The organism is Bdellovibrio sp. ZAP7 (assembly GCF_006874645.1).
Taxonomy (GTDB): domain Bacteria; phylum Bdellovibrionota; class Bdellovibrionia; order Bdellovibrionales; family Bdellovibrionaceae; genus Bdellovibrio.
In genome coordinates, this window is the sequence record NZ_CP030082.1 from 3,862,516 (window position 1) to 3,882,616 (window position 20,101).

General features: G+C 44.1%; 24 protein-coding genes. 14 read left to right on the forward strand and 10 right to left on the reverse strand.

From position 1 onward, the window contains the following. Position 1 precedes the first annotated feature (1 nt). Entirely contained in the window at positions 2–1,273 is a 1,272-nt protein-coding gene (locus DOM22_RS18525) for a hypothetical protein (protein ID WP_142701797.1), read from the forward strand. 88 nt (positions 1,274–1,361) lie between these two features. Beyond that, entirely contained in the window at positions 1,362–1,988 is a 627-nt protein-coding gene (locus DOM22_RS18530; RefSeq protein ID WP_142701798.1) for a DUF6151 family protein, read from the forward strand. 11 nt (positions 1,989–1,999) lie between these two features. Here DOM22_RS18530 and DOM22_RS18535 read toward each other — a convergent pair whose 3' ends face one another. The 5 genes from DOM22_RS18535 to katG form a co-directional block, all read right to left on the reverse strand. Next, positions 2,000–2,449, reverse strand: a complete 450-nt coding sequence (locus tag DOM22_RS18535; RefSeq protein WP_142701799.1) for a hypothetical protein — start codon at positions 2,447–2,449, stop codon at positions 2,000–2,002. Positions 2,450–2,459: 10 nt separating this feature from the next. Then, positions 2,460–3,251: an SPFH domain-containing protein gene (locus DOM22_RS18540; RefSeq protein ID WP_210415649.1), complete on the reverse strand. Its 792-nt coding sequence runs from the start codon at positions 3,249–3,251 to the stop codon at positions 2,460–2,462. 101 nt (positions 3,252–3,352) lie between these two features. Further along, positions 3,353–3,745 carry a hypothetical protein gene (locus DOM22_RS18545; protein ID WP_142701801.1) on the reverse strand — a complete coding sequence of 131 codons (393 nt, stop codon included), beginning with the start codon at positions 3,743–3,745 and terminating at the stop codon, positions 3,353–3,355. A gap of 223 nt (positions 3,746–3,968) precedes the next feature. Beyond that, positions 3,969–4,226 (reverse strand): DUF2945 domain-containing protein, encoded by a 258-nt coding sequence (locus tag DOM22_RS18550; RefSeq protein WP_142701802.1) that lies wholly within the window; start codon positions 4,224–4,226, stop codon positions 3,969–3,971. After that, a complete protein-coding gene (gene katG / locus DOM22_RS18555; RefSeq protein ID WP_246845755.1) occupies positions 4,226–6,427 on the reverse strand; it encodes a catalase/peroxidase HPI in 2,202 nt (733 codons plus the stop codon). The genes DOM22_RS18550 and katG overlap by 1 nt, the downstream gene beginning before the upstream one ends. A 161-nt stretch (positions 6,428–6,588) precedes the next feature. Between katG and DOM22_RS18560 the strand changes: the two genes are divergently transcribed. The 7 genes from DOM22_RS18560 to DOM22_RS18590 all read left to right on the forward strand — a co-directional run bounded on the left by DOM22_RS18560 (position 6,589) and on the right by DOM22_RS18590 (position 13,206). Beyond that, a complete protein-coding gene (locus DOM22_RS18560; RefSeq protein WP_142701804.1) occupies positions 6,589–7,029 on the forward strand; it encodes a hypothetical protein in 441 nt (146 codons plus the stop codon). Between the two features lie 66 nt (positions 7,030–7,095). Further along, positions 7,096–8,496 (forward strand): hypothetical protein, encoded by a 1,401-nt coding sequence (locus tag DOM22_RS18565; RefSeq protein WP_142701805.1) that lies wholly within the window; start codon positions 7,096–7,098, stop codon positions 8,494–8,496. A 76-nt stretch (positions 8,497–8,572) separates the two neighbouring features. Next, a complete protein-coding gene (locus DOM22_RS18570; protein ID WP_142701806.1) occupies positions 8,573–9,844 on the forward strand; it encodes a putative DNA modification/repair radical SAM protein in 1,272 nt (423 codons plus the stop codon). Positions 9,845–9,861: 17 nt separating this feature from the next. Then, positions 9,862–11,223, forward strand: a complete 1,362-nt coding sequence (locus DOM22_RS18575) for a UdgX family uracil-DNA binding protein (protein WP_142701807.1) — start codon at positions 9,862–9,864, stop codon at positions 11,221–11,223. Between the two features lie 97 nt (positions 11,224–11,320). Continuing rightward, the gene (locus DOM22_RS18580) at positions 11,321–11,908 is read left to right on the forward strand and encodes a YdeI family protein (RefSeq protein WP_142701808.1); all 588 of its coding nucleotides are present in this window, start codon (positions 11,321–11,323) and stop codon (positions 11,906–11,908) included. Positions 11,909–11,962: 54 nt separating this feature from the next. Then, positions 11,963–12,262: a helix-turn-helix transcriptional regulator gene (locus tag DOM22_RS18585; protein ID WP_142701809.1), complete on the forward strand. Its 300-nt coding sequence runs from the start codon at positions 11,963–11,965 to the stop codon at positions 12,260–12,262. Positions 12,263–12,456: 194 nt separating this feature from the next. Continuing rightward, positions 12,457–13,206, forward strand: a complete 750-nt coding sequence (locus tag DOM22_RS18590) for an SDR family NAD(P)-dependent oxidoreductase (protein WP_142701810.1) — start codon at positions 12,457–12,459, stop codon at positions 13,204–13,206. A 145-nt stretch (positions 13,207–13,351) separates the two neighbouring features. On the opposite strand, the gene DOM22_RS18595 is transcribed toward DOM22_RS18590, so the two are convergent. The 4 genes from DOM22_RS18595 to DOM22_RS18610 form a co-directional block, all read right to left on the reverse strand. Next, positions 13,352–13,804: a hypothetical protein gene (locus DOM22_RS18595; RefSeq protein WP_142701811.1), complete on the reverse strand. Its 453-nt coding sequence runs from the start codon at positions 13,802–13,804 to the stop codon at positions 13,352–13,354. A gap of 18 nt (positions 13,805–13,822) precedes the next feature. After that, positions 13,823–14,167, reverse strand: coding sequence for a hypothetical protein (locus tag DOM22_RS18600; RefSeq protein ID WP_168196697.1), 345 nt, complete (start codon positions 14,165–14,167; stop codon positions 13,823–13,825). Continuing rightward, entirely contained in the window at positions 14,160–14,576 is a 417-nt protein-coding gene (locus DOM22_RS18605) for a nuclear transport factor 2 family protein (protein WP_142701813.1), read from the reverse strand. The genes DOM22_RS18600 and DOM22_RS18605 overlap by 8 nt, the downstream gene beginning before the upstream one ends. Positions 14,577–15,075: 499 nt before the next feature. Beyond that, complete coding sequence (locus DOM22_RS18610) at positions 15,076–15,933, reverse strand: alpha/beta fold hydrolase (RefSeq protein WP_142701814.1); 858 nt, start codon at positions 15,931–15,933, stop codon at positions 15,076–15,078. A 99-nt stretch (positions 15,934–16,032) separates the two neighbouring features. On the opposite strand from DOM22_RS18610, the gene DOM22_RS18615 reads away from it, so the two are divergent. The 5 genes from DOM22_RS18615 to DOM22_RS18635 all read left to right on the forward strand — a co-directional run bounded on the left by DOM22_RS18615 (position 16,033) and on the right by DOM22_RS18635 (position 19,303). Further along, on the forward strand, positions 16,033–16,512 hold the full coding sequence (locus DOM22_RS18615) for a VOC family protein (RefSeq protein ID WP_168196698.1): 480 nt from the start codon (positions 16,033–16,035) through the stop codon (positions 16,510–16,512). 94 nt (positions 16,513–16,606) lie between these two features. Then, positions 16,607–16,957 (forward strand): helix-turn-helix transcriptional regulator, encoded by a 351-nt coding sequence (locus DOM22_RS18620; RefSeq protein ID WP_142701816.1) that lies wholly within the window; start codon positions 16,607–16,609, stop codon positions 16,955–16,957. 1 nt (position 16,958) lies between these two features. Then, positions 16,959–17,759, forward strand: coding sequence for an SRPBCC domain-containing protein (locus DOM22_RS18625; protein WP_142701817.1), 801 nt, complete (start codon positions 16,959–16,961; stop codon positions 17,757–17,759). Beyond that, positions 17,756–18,202, forward strand: a complete 447-nt coding sequence (locus tag DOM22_RS18630; protein WP_142701818.1) for an SRPBCC domain-containing protein — start codon at positions 17,756–17,758, stop codon at positions 18,200–18,202. Before DOM22_RS18625 ends, DOM22_RS18630 begins: the two co-directional genes overlap by 4 nt. Positions 18,203–18,367: 165 nt before the next feature. Beyond that, on the forward strand, positions 18,368–19,303 hold the full coding sequence (locus tag DOM22_RS18635; RefSeq protein WP_142701819.1) for a hypothetical protein: 936 nt from the start codon (positions 18,368–18,370) through the stop codon (positions 19,301–19,303). Between the two features lie 69 nt (positions 19,304–19,372). Here the strand turns inward: DOM22_RS18635 and DOM22_RS18640 are convergent, their stop codons facing one another. Beyond that, positions 19,373–20,050, reverse strand: coding sequence for a cytochrome b/b6 domain-containing protein (locus DOM22_RS18640; RefSeq protein WP_142701820.1), 678 nt, complete (start codon positions 20,048–20,050; stop codon positions 19,373–19,375). Between the last annotated feature and the right edge of the window lie 51 nt (positions 20,051–20,101).

A 20,101-nucleotide genomic window follows, 5' to 3' on the forward strand; every position in this document is an offset into this window, starting at 1 on the left:
TATGAAACTTATTAATCTGATTTCTGCTTTCGTATTGATGTTCGCAGCGAATTCTTTCGCTGCAGACAAATACGTTGCAGGCTTTAACCTAACTGAATCTGAAGGCTTCCTTTACGATGCTGCGCCTGCTGGCCAGCCAAAAACTTTGGCACAACAAGCAGTTGATGAAGCAAAACGCCTTGGTTCTAACCACGTTATTTTGAATCTTCGTGCGATCATGAAGGGTCCCTACTCTTCTGAAATCATCCCAGTAACTGCTCCGGCAGAACGTTCTAAAGAAGCTATGCGCATGGCGAAGCTTATTAAGTACATCCAAAGCCAAGGCATGACTGTTGGTATCCGCCCGATCTTTTTCGTAGTTGGTCCAAATGGCGAATTCCCCTATATGGAAAAACAATCCAATGGCACTATGAAAACTTGGTGGCATGGGAACATCCAACCTAAAGATCCAAATCGTTGGTTTGAATCTTTCCGCGTGTATCTTGATGTTTACATCACCGTAGCTAAACTTGCGAAAGTGGACGAATTTACGATCGGTGCCGAGCTTTACTCAATGACCGTGGGTATCGAAGACCAATGGAAAGAATATCCATATGGCTTTCCAGGTCGCTGGTTGGAACTTCTTCGTTATGTTCGTGCTAAATTGCCAAACGCTCGTTTGATGTATGACGTAAACTTTACGGATGACAGCGTGAACAACGGTCCTTTGACTGCTTCTGGTGGTGAGTTCGAAAGATGGCGCTACCGTTTGGTGGACCTTGCAGACCGTCCAAATCCAGAAGAACAGAAAATCTGGCAAGACCTTTCCACTTTCTGGAAAGAACTAGATGCTATCGGTTTGGATATTTATCGTTCGTTGGCTTCCAATGACCAAGTGTTACCAAACACGTACGCCGACCTAGTGAGCTCCCTGAAACTTCGCTCTGATTCTTATGCAACTCAGTTGGATACAGGTCTTACTCAGATTGAATTGACTTTGGATCACCACAAGAAAGCAATCATCAAAGAAATCGGTTTCCGCTCTGTGGAAAAAGGCTTCATTGATCCATTTGCTTACGCTGGTTCAGGTACAGTAAATATCCAAGACCAAGCTGCGGCTTACCAAGCGATCTTTGAATCTTTCTGGCAGCCACAATGGCCATGGTTCCAAGGTATCAACTTCTGGGACATCGCCATCGACTCTTCTAAAAAAGGTCGTAACGACAACGGCTTCTCTCCGATCGGTAAAGAAGCGACTGAAAAAGTTGTTAAGGAAAACTTCAAGAATAAATAGTTTCTTTAAAAATCCCCGCCCTCGAGCGGGGATTTTTCTTTCTGTGCATCCTGGTTTATGCCATCATTTCTTATCAGCGAGGTAAGACATGCAAGTGGCATTCGAATGTGATTGTGGAAAAGTTAAAGGCACTGTGGAATCCAAACACCTTAAAGGCTATCGTGCGGTTTGCCTTTGTGATGATTGCCAGGCTTATGCCCACTATTTGAAACGTGCTGATACTTTAGATGCCAATGGCGGGACGGATATTATTCCGGTGATGCCTTCGCATTTAAAGATTCAAGAGGGCATGGATAAAATGAAGTCTGTGCGCCTGTATAGATCAGGAATGTTCCGCTGGTATTCCGAATGCTGCAAGACTCCCATCGGCAATGCGATGACTTCCGCAAAAATGCCTTACATCGGTATGGCCGCGCGTATCTTTGAAAAGAAAAGTTCCCCAGAAAAAGTAAATGAAATATTCGGACCGATTCGCGAAAGAATGCAAGCACAGTTTGCCAAGGGCCCTTTGCCACCGCTTGCGCAGAAGAGAGTTTCATTTCCATTCATGGCCCGAGTCGTGAAATTCATCCTGACGGCCAAGATCACAGGCGCTGGGTCACCTTCACCGTTCTTTACTTCAGAAGGCACACCTACGCTGGAACCTTATGTTCTAACGAAAGAAGAGCGCGAATCACTGCGCCCTCTGTGTGGAACTTTACGTACTGATATTTAATAGAAACGCGTTTAAGTTAGACCATTCAGCCACTGGGCGGCTTGGTCTTTGTCGGTAAAGAACTGCTGACGATCGCCGCCGATTCTTTTTCGATAATCCGCCATTTTATTTGGATCGTGGTGAACATTGGCAAAAGCTGTGCATCTTTTGCCGTCATCACAACTAATGATCATCTCGGGCTTTTCATCAAACAAGTCAATGAACGCAGGGCGAAGTCCGTGAGTCGCCAATAGCTCGGGAATAACATTTCTCATTGCTTTATGAGCACTGATGGAAACAGGGTCAAAACCATTTAGATCTAACAATACTTTAAATTCGGTATTGGTGGGAATTGATGCCACCGCGACTGACAGAGTGTGCTTCCAAGCGAAGATATCAGCTTCATCGACATTTCCTTTTAAGCTCGTGAAAAGAATTTTGCCATTCTGATCCCAATGACTCTCTGTCACTTTGGTACTCATCTAAAATCCCCTATTTGATGTTAACCATTCCCTTGAAGTCCGACGGAACGACGATGGTGTTTACTCTGCCATTTGCAATGGCTTCCGCGATTTTCATGTTCGCCATAGCCGCCATGTATTCGATGGCACCTTTGTTAGAGTTAAGGGCCGCAATACGCTCTGCCTCTTTCTTAGCGGTTTGAACTTCGACTTCTTTTTGCTTGTATTCATTCTTGGCACGAACCAGTTCATTCGCTGATGCAACAACAGAATCTGCAGGCAGAATCACACGCACCAGAACTTGGCTTACGGTAATTGACGTATCAAGTTTTTCTTCAGCCAACGTGTGAATGATAAGATCTTTTACTTCGGATTCAATCGCCTGGCGATTGTCATTCATATCCAGGGCATCATATTTACGTGCAGACTTATAAATCGCGTTTCTTGCTGCCTGATGAACATAGTTATACATCAAGTAAATGTCGCCATCGTGTTCGGCATGGAAAGATCTGTTCTTTTTCACATACAGCTCACTCACCGCTTGAGGATTGATGCTGTAAACGACCATTGCATCGAAATCCTTCATCGTGCTGTTATCTTTTGCAAGTGGAGTCATATCTTCAACGCGAACACTGACGTCTTTCACTGGGAAAGTCAGAACGCTGCCGACAATTGTTTGATTAAAAGAGCCGGGAAGCAATTCACCGGAGCTGATTTGTTTGTCGAATCCAATTCGAACTCCCACTTCACCAGTTTCGATACGTGTACAACTGATCAAAGACGAAATAGAACATACTAAAAGTAAAACACTGCCGGTTTTCACTGGGGCTCCCATAAAGTTGATTTACTTTATTTCGCCATACGTATTAGTTATGTTTAAGGAAAATCAGAATGACTGCTCTTAAGACCAGTAACAGAAGTTAACTATTTCTGAAAAGAAACGAGCTTACACTGGAAGTCTTCGGATTGATTGGTTTGCGTATCGACCTGTTCAACCCAGACGGTGGTTCCGACAGATTCAGTATATTCCAGAACAACCTGATAATTGAAATTCGCTGGATCGATCAGCCGAATGATGTCGACCAGATAGCCTTCGTTGTCTCTATCGAAATCTTTATCGCCGACAAGTTTCATAGTTCCATTCGCAGTTTTATAGATCGCTTGCAAAGGATACTCACCAGACGAAGGAGTGATCGAAATCGTGGATTGATTTGCGCATTCGAATTTCCAGGATTTAGCAAACGCCGCCGAGTTGGCGAAAACCATCGACAACGTTAGAAATAAGTTTGATAGGATCACGGTGTAAAAATTCGACATGCACCGATAATACCTTGGGCTTTTCAGGTCTTTCAAGACGTCGAAGATTATATTGCTCTCATGAAGAACGCTGAAATTACATCGCGTTTCACTTGGAGTACATTAGAAAAAGTAAAGCTATCTTGCACATTTACGGCAAACCCACTGACTCCTGCTCCAGCAATCACTGTCGATTTGCTCCGTGTGAATTTTTCTTCAAACGGAGCGACACGCAGCGACTCCATCAATCTTTTGCAAACACTCTTGGAGTTTTCGCAGAGGACTTCATAACCTTTTCAAGCTCTGTTTCAAGCTTCAAGGCAATGTTGCCGGCTTCTGATTTTACCAGATACGCCGGCTTTTCTTTGGAGCCATTCCGGGTGATTTTCTTACCCTTAATAGTTTTCGTAATCGACTCAAAAAATACCTCTTCGACCTTTCCATAAATAGGTCTGCCAAGATATTTCCACTGAACATTTTCATTCTTTTTAAACGCAGCCATTAGTTCCTTAAATCATAACGATCCAGATTCATCACTTTATCCCATGCTTTTACAAAATCACGAACAAATTTATCTTTGCCATCATCACAAGCATAGACCTCAGCAAAGGCACGCAGCTGGGAGTGATAACCGAAAACCAAATCAGCGGCGGTGGCTGTCCACTTTTTGCTGCCGTTCTTTTTCGATACCCCTTCATACAAACCTTGCTTGGAAGATACATCCCATTCAGTTTCCATATCCAAAAGGTTCGTGAAAAAGTCATTTGTTAAAGTTCCGGGTCTGTCTGTTAGGACGCCATGCTTGGTATTTTCATGATTTACATCTAATACTCTTAAACCGCCAACCAGCACTGTCATCTCAGGTGCCGTGAGATTTAGAAGGTTCGCACGATCTAATAGCAGTGTCTCAGGTGAAAGTTTAATTTTTGTATGGATGTAGTTACGAAATCCATCTGCTCTGGGCTCTAATACCGCAAACGAATGGACATCAGTCTGTTCCTGAGACGCATCTGTGCGACCCGGCGAAAACGGCACTGTTACATCGTGACCGGCCTTCTTAGCCGCATTTTCGATCGCGGCACATCCGCCTAACACAATGACGTCAGCCAAGGACACTTGCTTACCACCACTTAGGGTTTTATTAAATTCCATTTGAACTTTTTCAAGCACTTCCAAAGCTTTACTAAGTTCTGCCGGCTCATTTGCTTCCCAGTTTTTCTGAGGGGACAGACGAATGCGGGCACCATTGGCTCCCCCACGCATATCAGTTCCACGGAACGAGGATGCTGCCGACCAAGCCGTAGCAATCAAACGGGAGTTGCTAAGACCCGACGCCAGGATTTTTTCTTTTAATACTTTGACATCTTTTTCATCGATAAATTTAAAATCTGCTTCCGGAACCGGATCTTGCCACAACTGTGCCGGTGGCACCCACGGCCCCCAGTACCTTGTGATCGGGCCCATATCGCGATGTAAAAGTTTGTACCATGCTTTAGCGAACGCATCGGCGAACTCTTTTGGATCTTCAAGGTAGCGTTTTGAAATTTTCGCGTAAACGGGATCTGCTAACAACGCCAAATCAGAAGTCAGCATTGTGGGTTGATGACGTTTCGAGGAATCGTGCGCATCAGGAACCAGGTCTTTACCGGCGGAATTTTTCGGCCTCCACTGATGTGCACCTGCCGGACTCTTGGTAAGTTCCCAGTCAAACTTGTGCAGATTTTCAAAAAAACCGTGACTCCACTGCGTAGGCTGACTTGTCCAAGTCCCTTCCAGGCCACTCGTGATCGTGTCTCCACCCTTTCCTGATTTATACGAATTCTTCCAGCCAAGTCCCAAGGCATGCATCGGACAGCCTTCCGGTTCTTTACCGACATACTCATCGGCTCTCGCAGCCCCGTGAGTTTTCCCGAACGTATGCCCACCGGCAATCAGGGCAACGGTTTCCTCATCGTTCATCGCCATACGTGCGAAGGTTTCACGAATGTCCCGCGCTGATGATTTTGGATCTGGTTTACCATTGGGACCTTCAGGATTCACATAGATCAAACCCATTTGCACGGCGCCAAGTGCGCCGGCCAGCTGGCGATCTCCGCTATAGCGTTCATCCCCTAACCACGTATCTTCCGGCCCCCAGAAGACTTCTTCTGGTTCCCACACATCTTCGCGGCCAAAGGCAAAACCAAAAGTTTTAAATCCCATAGATTCTAAAGCACAGTTACCCGCAAATACCAAAAGATCGGCCCAAGAAATTTTACGACCATACTTCTTTTTGATCGGCCAAAGCAGACGGCGGGCCTTATCTAAATTCGCATTGTCAGGCCAGCTGTTCAGTGGTGCAAATCTCTGAGCACCGTCACCACCGCCGCCACGACCATCTTCAATTCGATATGTTCCCGCCGCATGCCAGCTCATACGAATGAATAAAGGACCATAATGGCCAAAATCCGCGGGCCACCAGTCTTGGGAAGTCGTCATCAATTTGAAAATGTCTTGCTTTAATGCTTCAACATCTAATTTTTTGAATTCTTCCTTGTAGCTAAAGGAATCATCCATCGGATTCATTTGTGGCGAATTTTTATTTAAGACAGAAAGATCTAATTGATTCGGCCACCAATCGCGATTGGATTGAGGGCGCATCGAAGTTTTCGGTTTTGGCGATGGGATGGCGGGGTTTTCACTTTCACTGCGCGGTTCTGCCATGGTCGGCTCCTCGTAATTGAAGTTCATTTTGTTTATATTTTAAATAGTACTTAACGATATCTTGATGAAGGGATCCGTGAAATCGGGAGCACGACTTATTGTAGTATTACAAAACTTTGTCGTTTACTAATCCCCTTAAAGCCTTCGATAATGAACTCACTATGAGTTCCACAAGAACGGCAAAAATATTATGGGTGTTATGGGCATTATTTGTGTGTCGTGTGCTAGGACAACTCATAGTAGTTTTGTATGCACCTGACTTTTTACCACCCATGAAGGAATGGTATTCGGGACTGATGCCCTACCAGTATCTGCTACCCACGCAAATCTTGATCATTGGTTTTTTTGCTAAAATCGCTTCAGATATCTCCCGCGGAATAGGTCGCCTTTCAAAACCTCATCAAAAACTTGGTCTGTTCTTAAGAAACTTTGGCTATTTCTATTTTGGCGCGATGATCTTTCGCTATGTTTTGCGCATGTCCATGTATCCCGAGGAAAGATGGTTCGGCGGAACGATCCCGATCATCTTCCATTTTGTGCTGGCGACGTTTCTGATTGTTTGGGGTAAATATAATCTGCGCCAAAGCCCTACTTCAGCCTAGGCCCAGATCTTTAGCTATATAGTGTTTGCTCTCCACTTTCTCGAGATAATTCGTAAAAATGGAATCATGAAAAACACTATATATCTTAGTACGTTGACGTTGCTTTTCTCTCTATCAACCACTAGCGCTTTTGCCGTTGAAAATCATGGCTCCCCTGCTGACGATTTCAAAGTAAAATTGAAAGCTGATGTTGCAGCACCTGCACCAAAGAAAACAGCGCAAGTCGAGCACAAGGCAGTAGAACATCCAGAGGCATCTGCCGCGAAACCTATCACTGCGACTACTAAGAAAACTTCCTCCAAAACTCCTTCTAGCTATAAACGGGAGATTCGCACAACTGGCGATCTAACAGTTTATACCGTTACGGGGCGCGCTCCGCACTTGTACATGGTAAGCCGTGACCTTTATGGAAATGAAAAACAATGGAAAGCTATTGCTGAGTGGAACTCTTTGAAAGAGCCTTACACTTTGAAACAAGGGCAAGAGTTGGTTATTAAAAAGGCTCCAACGATTTCCAATGCTGAAGCTGATGAAGTTCTCATTAAGAACTATACAAAACTAAACCGCATGGAAACTGTTGCTGGCATCCAAGCAGCACAAGAAAAACCAACAGCTGAAGAAGAAGCAAAAGAAGCACCAACACCAGCTCCGGCTCCAGCAGTAGCTGCAGCAGCAATCGCTCCTAAGTCTGACGTAGCCCCTCTTCCTTCTCCAACTCCGGCAGCAACTGTAGCGGCAGCTGAAGAAACTCCTTACAACCATCCAGAGGAGGCAAAAAAAGAAGAGCCTGTTGCTCCGAAAGAAGAAGTAAAGGTTGAACCCGCTCACCATTCAAAATGGGGTTTCAAAACTTCGTTGGCTCTTTCAAAATTCACTTTGGATGGTAAGTTGAACGATGGCACTTCTGATATCTCGTTGGATTCTGATCTTGATTACGGAATCGAACTTGAACTTGCTTATCACATGAGCGAAAAAGCGGAATTGATCATCGGTGCCGCGGTTGAGAAAATGGATATTCACCCTAAAGAATCCGTTGGTGAAATCGAAGGTGAATCTCAGTATCTTGCAAAGTACACATTAGGAATGGAATACGAAGCTGTTCCTTTGGTTACCTTGGCAGGTTTGATTAACTATGAACAAACACCATTTGTTGAGCCATCTTTGACGGGTGCTGAAGTTAAAGCGATCTATATCCCTCAAGTACAGTTCGGTGCCAGATGGAATGTGGTTAACACTGGAAAATTCAAAACATCTATCATCACAGACGGCCTGGTGTTGATGGCGACTAATCACGATGGTTTGGATCTGAAAACCGGTGGCGGCTTCCTTGCGGGAGTGCGCTTTGCAAATGAGTTTTCTAAAAGAACTCTGACTTACGGAGTTTCTTATCGCGACATTTATCAAGATACAGAAGATTCCAAAAACAACCTGCACACTTGGTATGCGAATATCGGTCTGATCTGGTAGTTTCCAAGCGGCGAAATCTTCGCCGTTTTTGCTCAGGTTGTTGACTTGATCATATATGTAAATTATATGTAAGTCTATGGCAATTCAATGGGATAATCTCAAGTCAAAGCTCTCTATTCTGGCGGATGCAGCAAAGTATGATGCATCCTGCTCAAGCAGTGGCTCCCAACGCAAACGTGAAAACGGCGGCATGGGAAATGTTGAAGGTATGGGAATTTGTCACAGCTATGCTCCCGATGGCCGCTGTATTAGCTTGCTTAAGATTCTGATGACCAATTTCTGCATCTTTGATTGCAAGTACTGCATCAATCGCGTTTCAAGTGACGTGAAACGCGCGCGCTTTATGCCTGAAGAAATCGTGCAGCTTACTTTGGAATTTTATCGCCGAAATTATATCGAAGGTTTATTTCTAAGTTCTGGAATCATTAAAAGTTCTGACGAAACGATGGAGCAACTGATTCAAGTCGCTAAGTCTTTGCGCTTAGAACATAAGTTTCAAGGCTACATCCATTTAAAGGTTGTTGCTGGCGCATCCGAGGAATTGATTTTAAAAGCTGGCTTATGGGCTGACCGAGTCAGCGCGAATATCGAGATGCCCGTACAAGCTGATTTGAATCTTCTGGCCCCTGCGAAAACTATTTCTGAAGCCACCACATCGATGCAACAAATCGCCACACGGGTTGAGGAAGCAAAGGAAGATCAGAAAAAGAAATTCATAAAAGCTCCCCGATTTGCTCCTGCTGGCCAAACTACACAAATGATTGTGGGCGCAACAGAAAGTACGGATTCAGTTATTCTTGATCAATCACAAAGTCTTTATAAGAAATATTCTTTACGTCGAGTGTACTACTCTGCCTATAGCCCTATTCCCCATGCGGATGCTTTTTTGCCTCGCGGAGAACCATCGTTGATTCGTGAAAACCGTCTTTACCAAGCGGATTGGCTGGTGCGTTTTTATAATTTCGATGCTTCTGAGCTTACAAATGCTGAATCACCTAACTTACCTTTAGATATTGATCCTAAAACCGCTTGGGCACTTCGCAATCGCCATGCATTTCCAGTAAACGTCAATACGGCAACTCGAGAGGAACTTTTACGCATTCCAGGATTCGGCGTAAAGAATGTGGAACGCATTTTACAGATGCGCCCTTTTAAAAAGATTTCCCTAATGGATATTGCAAAGCTAAGAATACCCCTTAAGCGCGCAAGATTTTTTATTGTAACGACGGATCACAATCCCGACGCATTTTTGATTGATGCCAGCGATTTAAAAGAACGCATTAAACCCGAAGAAAAACAGATGTCATTGTTTGATGTGAAGCTTTCGGCGGCTTCAGGTGATTTGTGAACTGGAATGAGTGGCGCGTGAAAGCACGCACTCAGCTGATCGAGGGTGTCGCACCGGCGGAAGTCATTTGGAATGACGCTCCAGAATTTCTGTTTTCCGTGCTAGAGAAAAAACCTCTGGAAAAACCCGTTATTCCCAAAGAGTTTCTGGAAATGGCTCCTCTTATTGCAGCCGCTCGTGATCCCGATCGCTGGAATTTACTCTATCGCCTGGTTTATCGCTTAAATCACGAGACTTCACACTTACTCAATATCGTCACCGATCCCGACGTGAAAAAGGCAATGGATCTGGTCAAATCCGTTCGTAAAGACATTCACAAAATGCACGCCTTCGTTCGTTTTAAAAAAGTGGATATCGACGGACAAGAAGGCTACGTGGCTTGGCATAAACCAGAACATCTTATCATTGAACTAGGAACTCCTTTTTTTGCAAGACGCTTTGGCGACAAGCCCTGGTCGATCTTTTCACCGGATGCATCGGCGCATTGGAACATGAAGGAGCTTACGTTCGGACCTGGCATGGCCGAACATGAATTCAATGTCGCAGATGAGTTCGATGAGGTTTGGAAAACTTATTACAAATCGATTTTTAATCCCGCACGATTAAATTTAAAAATGATGAAACAGGAAATGTCCCCGAAGTACTGGTCAAGTATGCCCGAGACAGCTTTGATTCATGAACTGGTGCGCGAAGCTCCTCAACGCTTACAAAATATGGCCGCTGCTCCGCAGGTGCGTGCTGAAGTACCTAAAAATAAATCTCTTGCCGAAGTAAAGGACTTAGCAAAAAAGTGCCAGATTTGTCCTTGGGCAGGTCATTCCACGCAAACGGTATTTGGCGAAGGAAATCCTCACGCTGATCTCATGATCGTCGGCGAACAACCAGGGAACGAGGAAGACCTTTCCGGCCAAGCCTTCATTGGACCTGCTGGAAAATTGTTATCTGAAGCCTTGGAAGAGTTGGGAATTCACCGCGAATCCATTTACATCACAAATGCCGTCAAGCATTTCAAATGGACCCCCGGCGAAGATGGCAAGGCCCGCATTCATAAGAAACCAAGCGGCACCGACATGCACGCCTGCAAGCCCTGGCTTGAGGCCGAAATTGCAGCCGTCAAACCTCGAGTCATTATCGCTTTAGGAACCACAGCGGCAACAGCGATTTTGGGAAGACTGGTAAAGATTAACGAGTACCGAGAAAAAGTAATTACGAATAATGCCTTGGCCGAGAACATTTTGGTCTCATGGCATCCTTCCGCGATATTAAGAGCTTTTGACCAAAAAGATGCGACTGAGAAGTTGGCGCAGCTAAGATCTGATTTAGCGAAAGCTTTTTCGCTAAGCTCCCCGGGTGTATCCCCTTTTTCCGTACAAATATAACAGTACGAATGACAAGTTTACCGACATTAGGATTGTCATCCCACGGGATAGATTTCAGAATTTATCTATTAAGATATCTCTCACGAAAGAGCTGGGCATGAGCAAAAAGAATCCAAAAGTAGATGCATTTATTAAATCTGAAAAAATCTGGCCGAACGAGGCAAAACTGATGAGAGAAGTCTGTTTGGAATGTGGCCTTGACGAAGATTTCAAATGGCGTTTTCCATGCTACACAAATAATGGCAAAAACTTGATCATGATTCAGACTTTCAAAAACATGTGCGCTCTTTTATTTTTTAACGGCGTTATGGTTAAAGATCCCAAAAAACTTTTGAAAGCTCCCGGTGAAAATTCTCAGATTGGCAGAAGACTTGAATTCAAATCATTCAGCGAAGTTTCTAAAGCCAAGTCTGCGATGAAGGCGCTCATTAAAGAATCCATTAAAGTAGACAACTCTGGCGCAAAGATTGCCAAAAGCTCTCCAAAATCCCTCACGATGCCTACAGAGCTTCAGGTGCAGTTAGATAAGAATAAAAAACTTAAAGCTGCATTTGAAAAACTGACCCCCGGGCGCCAAAGACTCTATACAATGCATATTGCTTCCGCAAAACAAGAAGCTACACGCATTTCTAGAGTTGAAAAATGCATTCCAAAAATTCTTAAGGGCTTGGGATTAAACGACTAATCCTGAAAGCTGCACCAACTAGACAGAATCGGCTCACTTCGGTATAATGTCTCTATGTCCTCGACGAAAACCGTTCGCTTAACAGACAAACAGTTCGAACAAATTGCGAAAGCACTTGCAGAGCCTCGTCGTTATCTTATTTTAAAACAGATTGGTTCCAGCAAAAACGATGGCTCACTTGCATGCAGCGCTTTGCAAGAAGAGCACGATATTAGTGCCGCAACACTTTCCCATCATATTAAAGAACTTGAAACTGCCGGCTTGGTCGAAATCACCCGAGAAGGCAAGTTTATGCGCCTGTCTGTCCAACGCGAGGTTTTGCACGCCTATTTAGACAAGCTTGCAAAGATCTAGTTCATAGCACTTATATTCTATATCCCCACCGAGAAGCCTGTCGAACCATGTGTCCATCTATGCGTTGTTATTGGCTTATTTTGATAGTTAGATAATTATCTAAGCGTCACATTGACAACGAAAATTTCATTTCGATATTTATCTAAGTGTCGAACAATAAAACCCCGGGAGACCGGCATTCAATGGAGACCGAAGTGAAAAAGTTAAATGGTAAGGTCGCAGTCATTACTGGTGCATCTAAAGGCATTGGCGCAGCGATTGCCAAAGAGTACGCAGCAAATGGTGCATCTGTCGTCGTGAATTATTCTTCAAGCAAAGAAGACGCCGACAAAGTAGTTAAAGAAATCATCGCCAATGATGGCAAAGCTATCGCCGTTCAAGGTAGTGTTGCCAACGCAGGTGATGTGAAAAGGATTTTCGAAGAAACCAAGAAGGCCTTCGGCAAGTTGGATGTTCTGGTCAATAATGCCGGCATTTACAAATTCACTTCCATCGAAGAAGTTACGGAGGAAGAATTCCACCGACAATTCAACACCAATGTTTTGGGAATCCTATTATCCACCAAAGAAGCGGTTAAGTATTTCACCAAAGACGGTGGCAGCATTATAAACGTTAGCTCTGTCGTCAGCACCAGCCCTATGCCAGGAACAGCTATTTATGCTGCAACCAAAGGTGCCGTCGACACTATGACAATCGGACTTGCCCGCGAATTGGCAGGAAGAAAAATCCGTGTAAACAATATTGCTCCGGGCGGAGTTGAAACCGAAGGCTCCAGAACCCTGGGGATGATTGGCAGCGATATGGAAAAAAATATCGTCGCACAAACTCCACTAGGACGTATCGGTCAACCCCAAGACATCGCGAAAATCGCTTTATTCCTGGCATCTGACGACTCGGGTTGGTTAACGGGAGAACGCATTCAAGCCGCCGGTGGTTTAAGATAATGCAAAGATTTTAGAGAGGAGGTTTAGGTGGAGTTAAGCGGCGAAAATTTAATTATTCTAATACTCGCAGGCTTCTCGGGCCTGAATCTTTTCCGACAAGGCTTGGCTCGTGGCGCTGAACTAGCAAAAAAGTTCAGCGTTCGATTCAGTGAGGACTATCGATATAATCGAAGTAAGCACGGCACAACGCTGTGTCGGCCTTGATGCGGTTAAAGCGCAAAACTTTATCCATTCGCCGTGCCTTACAGCGATTGATGATGGGACCAATTAAAGCACCGGGGCGCTCCTTTAAAACCGGAGCCGCTTCATCTTTACAACCTTGATCGACACTATTCCACGCCGCTTCGCAGACAGAGCGATCTAAGTTATAACATTGGCCTTGTGGACTTGAAGAACCACACGGTTGTTTCGCAAGACTCTCCTCAATTTCGGCTTGAATGACATAAGTCACCATCATGTGAATAGCAAAAGCGACAACTGCAAGCGACCCTGCACCGATCTCCCAATAAATGGGAATGCCGAAAGTTTTTGCTAAGGGGCGGAAGTATATTAGCAGGGCCCCGATAATAAGAAGAACCACATACAAAATATCTGTCATAGGTTAAGAATATCCCAACTAAATGACAAACTTCAACAACTCCTCAAGAGTTATCAGACTGAGGCGATACTTCTCGGCGGCCTCTGCGTGACCAAGTTGTTCGTATTCTGCTTTCGCCTGACGACGCACGTCCATCTCAGTTTTAATTATGTCTGCGATCTTTTCTTTGGTGACGGGTCTGCGCGGGATTTCCGTTTGAGCTGGATCAAGCTTTGCGATCTCTTCCTTTGGTACAGCACTGGCATTATCAACGGCCGTCATGATCGCTCTGATCGCCCCCACAACTTCAGATTCACGAGCGGCCATAGCTGCGCGAAGCATTTCCAGACTTTGCACTCGAAAAGAGGGACTTGCATCAAGCATGACTTGCCCACTTCGTTGCATCTTCATACTTTTCAAAGGAGCGAAATTCAGAGATTTTGCCATCGCGGAATGCAAAGGCATCAGCCACACGACCGTCGATCCAATCGGTTTTGTCTTTTAGTCTGACTCTGACATGGACATCCACGACGAATGCATTCCCGACAGAAGTAATTTTCTCAGGATTACAAATGCCTTCAGCCCACGTCGAGCGACCTTTGGTAAAATGATCCTTCATCTCATCCAAGCCGCGATAGGTCCCACCCATGGGAGTTCCTTCGAACTCGACTCGAACAATTTGTGGATCTAGTAAACTAAGAGCTGCGGGAATATCATTTCCATTCAAAGCCACATAGAATAGTTTCACAACTTCGATTTCATTCACATGTTTTGAGTCTACTGATCTCGACATCGATTCTCCTCAAGAAAACTCAGCTCTTTCCGTCAGTCCTAGGTCTAATTTAACAAAAATCAGTTTATTCAGTATTGGGTACTCTCGTAGGATATTCATACACGAGGTATTATGTCGCCCCAAAATAGAAATCGTCTACAGGCTTTGTTCTTTACCGCCCCCGTCATATTTACAATTTCATACCATTCGAAATTTACCAATATACAGCCAAGCAGCCTATTAATTTGGATTCAAACCCGATCCGCACTGCCGATTTGGGCGATCCTGGTGGCGATCTTAATTTTCGTTCTAATGCTTTACCGAATATTAAAGCCAAGTTTGAAAGTAAGGTTTTGGAATTGGATTTTTTCCAAAATCCTAACCTATATTAATCAATTCAAAAGCTTTCCACTTCAATGCATCTCCTACCTTATTCTCGGATACCTGGCCGGAAATATTGTATTTTCAATAATTATAAAGCTATTTCTGCTGGAAAAAGCTTCTTAAATTTTGAAGTATTCTATTTCAAGAATTCTAGCATGATATTAAGACTTGCCTGAGCCATTGCTGGCGAGTCTTGCGATACGCTACCAATGAAATTGTCATGCGGCCCCGGCAAAACTGCAAAGCGCCCCTGTGGAAGCAATCTTGTTACATGAACTCCATGCTCCAAGGTCGCAACATCTTGATCCGTTTGCATGATCAATACCGGAATTTTAACAGAGCGAATCGATTTCTCGGGGATGTCCTTGAATTTCTGCATCCGAGTGGAATCATACTCAAACATCTTAATTAAATCTTGGGGGCGTGGAGATGTTTTCACATAAGCGTCTTGCAATTCTTTTGGCATCGACGCCAGAGTCGCCTTATCCATCATGTCCCAGAATTGTGGAGGAGCGCCTTTTCGACTGTAAAGCCCTGAACCCAACACCATTTTACTCATAAGATCGGGATAAAGAATGGCAATGTACATTCCGGTCGTCGCGCCATTACTGAAGCCGATGAACTTGGCCTTTTGCACATTTAATTGTTTTAAAGCCTCGGCAATATCACGTGCCGTATTTTCAAATCCAAAAGCTCGCGATGAAGCTGGCGATTTACCGTGTCCTTGTTCATCAAAAGCAATCACTCGGTAGTGCTTTGCTAAAGTGGATATGCCTCTGCCAAAGCTCACATGAATATCGGACCCGCCACCATGAAGAAGAACCAGAGGCTCCCCTGTTCCATACGTCTCATAGTAAATCTCGGTGCCATTGACCTTTAAGGTTCCGTTTTCCAAAATTTTCGCCTCCCCCTCATCAATGTTTTCGCGCACTTTCTCGCTGTGAGCACAAGACGCAAGGATCAATACCGACAAGACTAAGATACAATTTTTCATCGTTACTCCAATTCCAGCTGCTGGATGCCAGCAAATATAGTCAGATACTAGCACATGATTGTCCCGCAACGTACACTTACAAAACAGGAGAAAATCATCATGCTAAAAGTATACGCCTGCATCTGGTCCGATGACAAAGCTACCGAAATGGCAAAATTCTATAAGTCAGTTTTCAAGGGAACAAAAATTGGAAAGACCGCCTACTGGGGCAGCAATCCCATGGGAGTCAAAGAAGGTTCTGTGCTGACGATGCATCTGACTATCCTTGGGCAAAAAATTATGTTGTTAAACGGATATACTAAGATGCCTTTCAACGAATCTATATCTTTTGTCATACCTTGCAAAACTCAGCGCGAGATCGACACCTACTGGAAAAAACTTTCCTCTGGTGGTGGCAGAGAAGTTGAATGCGGATGGGTTGTTGATAAGTACGGTGTTCGCTGGCAAGTGACTCCGGCTGATTTTGATAAATGGAATACAAGTAAGAACAAAAAGAAAAAAGAAGCCGTCATGCACGCCATGTGGAAAATGAAGAAGCTGGATCTTAAAGTTTTGCAGAAAGCTTTTGAACAAGGCTAAACTGAGACCTGAATACACAAGTTAAAACAGATACTTATGCAACATTAAACCATATGGTTGACTATTTTAAAGACCTCCTTTAATATTCAACCATATGGTTAACATTCTTTCTTCCGACTTAGATAATTTATTTTACGCGCTTTCAGACCCTACTCGTCGACAGATCTTGAAAATGTTGAACGAGGGCACTCACACAATCGGTGAGCTCAGCGATCCTTTCAAAATGTCTCTTCAGGCGATTTCGAAACACATCAAAATTCTTGAAAGCGCAAAGCTATTAAACCGCAAAAAATCAGGTCGCATTCATGAATGCACTATTAATCCAGAGGCCTTAAAGATCGCGGAAGAGTGCATCCAATTCTATACACAGTTCTGGAACAATCAATTGGATGCATTCGCAGCAAATTTAGAATCAAAAAATAAATCCTCGAAAAGGAGTAAGTAAAATGACTTATGAAGTGAAGGCCGAAAAACTAATTCGCCGATCTGCCAGCGATGTTTTTAATGCTCTAAAGGGCGGACTCCTTTTCATGAACTGCGGAGCTGATTCTGGATCGATGCAAATTGATTTTCGCGCGGGTGGAAAATACCAAATCGATTTCAGAAATAAGACTCTGGTAAATTTTGGCGAGTTTCTGGAAATCATTCCCAACAAGAAAATCGTCTTTAGCTGGTGCCAAACTTTCGGTCCCGATCAAAAGCCCGACACACAAGTTGTCATTGAACTTTTTGCAGAAGGCCCTCACACCCGCCTGACGTTAAGCCATACAGGATTTAAAGATCAAGCGACGAAAGACGCTCATCAAACTGGCTGGTTCGGTGGACTTGCTGACTTTATCGGTCAAGTTGAGAATGGTCAGCTGCGCATGCTTCGCAGTTATCCGGTATCGGAGCAAAGAATTTTCGAAGCTTGTAAAAATCCAGAAAGTTTCTTTGGCTTGATGGGTGATGTATCACGTGGTTCTGTCGATTTCAAAGTCGGTGGCAAATTCCAACTTCCAACAGCAACTGGTGAAATCAAAGGTGAGTTTTTGGAAATCGTTCCCGGGAAAAAAATAAAACTGTCTTGGCTTGTCGGCAGCAGTGGCCCCCTAGAAGACAGTCACGTTGTACTCGCTATCAATGGCAAAGAGGATGGCAGTTCTTATCTTGAAATCATTCACAACGGCCTTAACAGCTTTGAAGAACAAAAAGCCCACCGCCGAGGGTGGGAGACTGTTACTAAAAAAATGACGGAGGTTTTATGAGCACCAAGAAAAATCTTACGATAACAATGACCTTTGATGAGTCTCCCAAAAAAGTATTCGACGCAGTCGCCAACGTTCGCGGCTGGTGGTCAGAAGATTTGAAAGGCACTTCGAACAAATTGGGTGGCAAGTTTAACTATAAGTTCAAGGACATTCACACGAGCACTCAAAGGGTGACAGAATTTATACCAAATAAAAAAATCGTCTGGAAAGTTTTAGACAGCAACTTAAGTTTTTTAAAACAAAAGGACGAATGGACCGGCACTGAAGTTATTTTCGAGATCAGCAAGAAGGGTGACAAAACTCAACTGCGCTTTACTCACGTGGGTCTGACTCCCGATGTAGAATGCTATGACGCTTGCTTTGATGGCTGGGGATACTTCGTTAAGAAAAGCCTCAAAAGCTTGATCAAAACTGGCGAAGGCAAACCGAACCCTAAATGATCGAAAGACACTTACTAAGCGATGTTGTCGAAGGCTGATGATTTTTCTGCCCCCGCTTGGTGTTCCCGCGTCACTTTCACAAATGTTATAAAGACTCGCTTAATTGCTTTGACGGGTGAAGTACTTCTTGAAATTATCTCCCCATCTACATTTCCGGGGGGAAGAATGAAGACAGTACTTATCACGATCGCGACTTTGCTTTGTGCACAGGCCTTTGCGCAGGATGCTTCGACATCAACAACTAAGATTTCAAATCCAGCGAGCAATTCTTCAGCTCCAGCTGCGGAATCAAGCATCACTGCAACAGCGCCAAAAATCGAAACTCCATGGCATCTGACATTGGGTTCTGAGACTTTCACTTACGAAGGTGATCACCGCAATTCAGATTCTGGTGCGATCATCTCTAACAACTTTGCCGGTGTTCGCTATGCTCCTTCAAAAACTTGGGAGTTAGAACTTCGTCAGCACGTACAAATCGCTTCCAGCCGTGTAAACCTGGGTGCTCGTGATGCAAAACTCCACCAAGACTCTTTGACTGCCATGGGCGAGACAGTTTTGCGTGCGGCTTTGAGACCGGCAAAATGGATGGGCTCAAGCTTTGGTCTTATCGATCTTAGATATTACGCTCCGACAGATGCGGTAGCTCAGGAAAACCACGAGTTGGGTCGTCTGCGCCTTGATAATTATTTTGAATGGGTTGCAAATCCTAAGTTCACATTCGCAGCGTTGGTATCTCCTCGCGTGCAATTCAATAGCAGCAAAAACCCAAACACTGCGGTGGGTGCTGATGCTGAATACTATCAAGTGAAAGCTGCGCCTTACTTCATCTATACGATGAACGACCACATCCAACCGTACTATGCTTACACTGTTTCAGAAAAAGCCAGCCAAGCACAACGCGGCAACTGGGAACCAGATATGGGGAACGTTGGTTCGCATGAAGTTGGTTTAAATCTTTATTATGGTGCTTTCTATATCAACCCAGCGTTGATGAGCGATACCAATTTGGAGAATGGCGGCGGGTCGCTTTTAAGTGCGGATTCGCGAGCGTTTTCTTATGAGAATCTTAGCTACAATTTGAATGTTTACGCTGTTTTCTAGGTTATAAAAATAGCTAAAATTAAAAAGCCATCCATTGGGTGGCTTTTTTTTTAACTAAAATCCCCTTATTTAGTCTGCCAAAGTCAAACTTCTGCCAAATAATAAAAGCGTACCGCTATCGGCATTAAAATTTAGTATCAGATAAGTCCCAAATGCTAAAATAAGAACAACCAATATGGCCGCTGCCGCCTTTTTTTGATCGGGAATAGATACAATGTTGTCTTCAAGGTCTTTTTTCCCATCCAACATACTCAAGCCAACAGAATCTCGATGCTGCCAAGAGTGAACTACAATCCCGGCAATGTGCATAACAACAACTACCAGAAAAGTGTTGGCCATCAGTTCATGCAAGTCTTCTAACTCCTCTTTATAACCTGATCCCATCAGGTAGCCGGAAACAGCTAAACCCAATGCCAAAACCAACATGATTATCGTAGACCAACTTGAAGCCGGATTATGACCTGACCATTTTCTTTTCTTTCCTGTCACGATCCCTAAGAAATAGCGAAAAAGATCCTTAGGGTGCACTCTGAAGTCTGCGAAGCGCGCATGCTCAGATCCAAAAATGCCCCAGAAAATTCTCCACATGACAAGAAAGCCAAGTACAAAACCAGCTAACATATGGAACATGTAAACAACGGATTCATCATCTGCATTTTTCGCGGCAACAAATGAAAATAGAAATAAGGCCGCAAATGTCCAATGAAATATGCGGGTGGGTAAGTCATAAATCATTTTCGCTCTCATTGCTTAAACTCCGTATGTTAGTAATAATTGATTTATACAGCAGTGAACTAA